The sequence below is a fragment of the Psychrobacter sp. FME6 genome, from assembly GCF_014861365.1.
Taxonomy (GTDB): domain Bacteria; phylum Pseudomonadota; class Gammaproteobacteria; order Pseudomonadales; family Moraxellaceae; genus Psychrobacter.
In genome coordinates this window covers 1-4,101 of sequence record NZ_RRYW01000154.1, presented here as the reverse complement: position 1 = coordinate 4,101, position 4,101 = coordinate 1, and the positions used below count along the sequence as shown (strand labels likewise).

Annotated in this window: 4 protein-coding genes and 1 pseudogene; 2 read left to right on the top strand and 3 right to left on the bottom strand. The window is 42.6% G+C overall.

Translation table 11 applies throughout. The features are described 5' to 3' along the window. Window positions 1-69: 69 nt before the first annotated feature. Window positions 70-1,764: an AMP-binding protein gene (locus EI162_RS13625; protein WP_192524850.1), complete on the bottom strand. Its 1,695-nt coding sequence runs from the start codon at window positions 1,762-1,764 to the stop codon at window positions 70-72. 176 nt (window positions 1,765-1,940) lie between these two features. Further along, window positions 1,941-2,537 (bottom strand): annotated as a pseudogene (locus EI162_RS13620) (DNA topoisomerase IB); the annotation flags it as partial. A gap of 75 nt (window positions 2,538-2,612) precedes the next feature. On the opposite strand from EI162_RS13620, the gene EI162_RS13615 reads away from it, so the two are divergent. Then, window positions 2,613-2,966 carry an IS630 transposase-related protein gene (locus tag EI162_RS13615; RefSeq protein ID WP_192524849.1) on the top strand — a complete coding sequence of 118 codons (354 nt, stop codon included), beginning with the start codon at window positions 2,613-2,615 and terminating at the stop codon, window positions 2,964-2,966. Beyond that, window positions 2,893-3,459, top strand: a complete 567-nt coding sequence (locus tag EI162_RS13610) for an IS630 family transposase (RefSeq protein WP_192524848.1) — start codon at window positions 2,893-2,895, stop codon at window positions 3,457-3,459. The genes EI162_RS13615 and EI162_RS13610 overlap by 74 nt, the downstream gene beginning before the upstream one ends. On the opposite strand, the gene EI162_RS13605 is transcribed toward EI162_RS13610, so the two are convergent. Then, a complete protein-coding gene (locus tag EI162_RS13605; protein WP_225737006.1) occupies window positions 3,446-3,988 on the bottom strand; it encodes a hypothetical protein in 543 nt (180 codons plus the stop codon). The two genes, EI162_RS13610 and EI162_RS13605, sit on opposite strands and share 14 nt — an antisense overlap. Window positions 3,989-4,101 lie beyond the last annotated feature (113 nt).

Sequence of the window (4,101 nt, the reverse complement as noted above, 5' to 3'; positions counted from 1 at the left end):
TTCTCGCTTGTGTCTTTATCTGGCTGCCGCTGATTTGAATTCTATACAGCCCCTAATAATTTGATGTATTTAAGAAGCGGATAAACTTCTCAGTAAAAAGCGCTGAATCTTACCACTTGGCGTCTTTGGCAACTCAGACACAAACTCAACTTCACGCGGATAAGCATGGGCCGATAGACGTTTACGTACCAAGTCCTTAATCTCCTTCGCAATCTCTTCAGTTCCTTCGATACCGCTCTTCAACACCACATAAGATTTGATGGTATGACCACGCACTTCATCAGGTATACCGACGGCGGCTGACTCTGCAACGGCATCGTGTTCGAGCACCGTGTTTTCAACATCGGTTGGACCCACGCGATAACCAGCAGTAGTAATGATGTCGTCATCACGCCCTGAGAACCAGTAACTGCCATCACTATGACGTTCGACCACATCGCCGGTTAAATAGTAATCATCAACGAACGCTTGTTTTTCATTCCAGCTATAACCTCGGAAATAAAACGCCGGCGATTGACTGACCACCACTGCCAACTGCCCTTGCTCACCATCTGGCAATACATTCATATCATCATCTAATACCACCAGCGTATGCCCTGGTAGTGGCATACCCATCGATCCAACTGGGCATTTATGTGCCAGCGCATGATGCTCACAGCAAGTCATACCGGTTTCTGTCTGCCCATACTGATCGCAGACTTGGCAGCCCAAATTATTTTCGACCCAGCTTACCACTTCGGTATTCAGTGTCTCTCCTGCCGAGTTAGCGCAGCGTAAAGACAATGCATGGTCATCATTTGCGGACGATGCATCAAAAACGCCACTCGACTTCATCATACGAAATGCCGTTGGTGAAGAGGCTAAGTTGGTAATCTTGTGACGTACCATAAAGTCACGAGTATTCTGAGCATCAAAACTCGCTTCATTAAAATAAGTGGTGACGCCCAATAATAAAGGACCTGTGATCGCATAATACAAACCATACGCCCAGCCTGGATCGGCCATATTCCAGTAATGATCATCCTCGCGTAAGTCAATGGCATAGCGCATATATAAATAAAAGGCTGATAAAGCGGCTAATGGTACGCTGACACCTTTTGCCTTACCTACTGTGCCTGAGGTAAACATCTGTAAAAATGGCGCATCAGTATTCAAAGTAACCGCTTCTATGGTTTGCGGCTGCCCTGCTATCATTTCAGCATAGCTATCATCCCCCCAGCTTTGCGCATCTACTTTATTGCCTACCAATACCATTTTGGTTTGCTCAGCTAGATCTTTAAACTTGTCACGATTCTCTTGATTGGTAAAGACCACCTTGGTATTGGCTTTGTCCATGCGGTACTTAATAGAGTCATAGCCAAAAGCCGTAAATAACGGTTGATATACCGCGCCAATCCGCCAAATTGCTAATACAATGGTTAATAATTCGGGAGTACGCGGCAACATAGTCGCTACTTGGTCGCCTACTTTTACGCCATAAGATTGTAGTAAGTTGGCTACTTGCGCACTGGCTTTATCCAGCTCAGCAAAGCTCATCCGCGTCACATTGCCATTAGTATCTTCATGCACTAACGCAAGCTTATCCGCGCGGCCGTCACGCACATGGCGACCGCAGCATGCCATATAGGCATTTAAACGATCGTCTAAATGCTCGCCAAAGATTTCTGTCAATAACGCATTGATATCAAAATTATTATAATAATCGCTATAGCTCGTTAGCGTGCTTGCAGTATGCGTAGTCGTATTTGAAACTGAGGTGTTCATAAGCTAATCCTTTAGCAATGTTAAGTAAGTGATAGAAAACATGCCATATAGACAAAACGGACATATCCTATAGACCATTTCCTATCCTAATATTCAAGATAGTCTATTAGTAACGTACTTTTCTACTTATTTCAATACATAACGTATCATTATTTAATGACTAACGGATATAAACTTTACTGCAAGGCATTCAAAAACCCAAGTAACGCCTTCTCCTCACAGCTTTGGTGTTTTTTGGTGCGACCACGCCGCGCTTGTTTATAAGTGTCAAAAAACTTTCCTGCCAAAAACCACTCAATAATCATAGGATTGATATAAGAAGCACGGCAGACAGCAGGCGTATTGCCAAGCTCCTCTGCGACTTCTTTGACCATATCAATGACCAACTGCTGGCGCTCAGGGCTGTTAGACTCACTGGTTAATATCGCATTGCCAACTGACGTTTGCAACTCGTCATAAAGATAACTGGCAGCCAACACACTGGCCATCCATGTGCGAAAATCCTTTGCACTGTATAAATTTCCGCTATACACTTCACTTTCGCAATCAGTAGCGCAAGTATGCTGACGTATGTAATCATTGATATCGGCGCTATCAATCACTTGCTTATCGCCATTGTCATCCAAGTATTTGAAAATCTGATAACCAGGTAGTTCAGAACAGGCTTGTACTATCTCAATCAAACGCTCATCTTGCAGCTCTATATGATGTGCTTTGGCACTTTTACCGACAAAATCAAACGCCAAGCCCGTATTTGTCTCACTCACATGTTTACTGCGTAACGTATAGTCAGTCTTTTATAAATAAGATACAATCGTTTTAAAATAAGCGAAATGGTATAAGAATATATGACTTATTCAGCAGACTTCCGAGCGCAAGTGATCAAAAGTGTTAAAAATAAAGACATGAGTATTCGTGAAGCGTGTACTTTCTACAATATTAGTAAAACCGCATTACAGCGCTGGCTGAAAAACCCAAGTATCAAACAAACTCGGAATAAACCACCCAGTAAAATACCGAATGACACGCTATTAAAAGATGTTGAACAGTATCCAGACGATTATATGTACGAGAGAGCACAGCGTTTAAATTGTAGCAAATCAGGTATTGAGATTGCCTTAAAGCGCCTTGGTATCAGCAAAAAAAAAGACCTTAGAACATCCAAAAGCATGTCCAATCAAAAGAGCGGAATATCAAAGTAAGCTTGATCGCTTTATGAAGCAAGGCTATCCCATTGTATTTATGGATGAGAGTGGCTTTGAGGCTGAAACCATTCGCCCTCATGGCTATGCACCAATAGGAAAACCTTGCATTGATCGCTACAACTGGCAAGCAAAAAAGCGTACTAATGTCATTGGTGCTCTTTATGAAAAGATGCTGTTTGCCCTGGATTACTTTGAGCAGAATATCAATAGCCGTATATTCTATGACTGGTGCAAGTTCACGCTTATTCCAAGCCTTAAAACGAAGTGTGTGATCGTTATGGATAATGCTCGTTTTCATAAGAATAAGCGTATTCAAAAACTGTTAAACAGGCATGGTCATCGTATTCTTTGGCTGCCACCCTACGGTCCTGATCTAAATCCCATTGAAAAGAAGTGGGCACAAGCTAAGTTTCTACGCCAAGTATTGATGGAGAATAATCTACCTAAACTGTTTCGTGATATGGGATGTATCTCTTTTATTCTGGATTGACTATACTCAAACCGTAGCTTTTATTGAGTTTTGCATAGCGGCTATTTCCAATACGAATTAACGTCGTCTCTAATAATTTAACCACTGCTGCTAGCACATTATCATGGGATAACTCTTCTGCTTCTAAGTCTTTTTCAACTTGCGCTCGTAGATTAGGCAGCGCCTCGGCAAAACCTATCATCGCATCGAACTTAGCCTGATCACGCACGCGATTCCATTCTGGATGATACAGATACTGCTTACGGGCTTTGTCATCACGACCTGTCGATTGTAGATGTCCTTTTTCATCTTGGCATATCCAAACCTCTGACCACATGGGCGGTATTACTAACGCATCAAAACGCTGACGCAGTGCCTTGTCTTTGACCGTTTTACCAGTCGCATCTCGATACGTAAAACCGCGCCCCCAACGTCTGCGCGTAAACCCAAGCTCATCATCGCTAACGTAGCGCAAATTCGCCAAGCGCGCTAAATGCTCATAATCATGGCGCACATCTGGCGTATTTATCTGTTCATTTAACGTCGCCATAAAAACACTCATTTAATAAAATAGTTGTTTTAGCATAGGGGCTGTATAGAATTGGGAAATAGTTGAAAAAAATAAGCAACGCCTTACACTCTTGTTTACCACAACAAAGAGAA

Excerpts from the sequence above, each read along its gene's own strand:
- EI162_RS13625 (WP_192524850.1), bottom strand. The coding sequence starts at position 1,764 with ATGAACACCTCAGTTTCAAATACGACTACGCATACTGCAAGCACGCTA.
- EI162_RS13615 (WP_192524849.1), top strand. The coding sequence starts at position 2,613 with ATGACTTATTCAGCAGACTTCCGAGCGCAAGTGATCAAAAGTGTTAAA.
- EI162_RS13605 (WP_225737006.1), bottom strand. The coding sequence starts at position 3,988 with ATGGCGACGTTAAATGAACAGATAAATACGCCAGATGTGCGCCATGAT.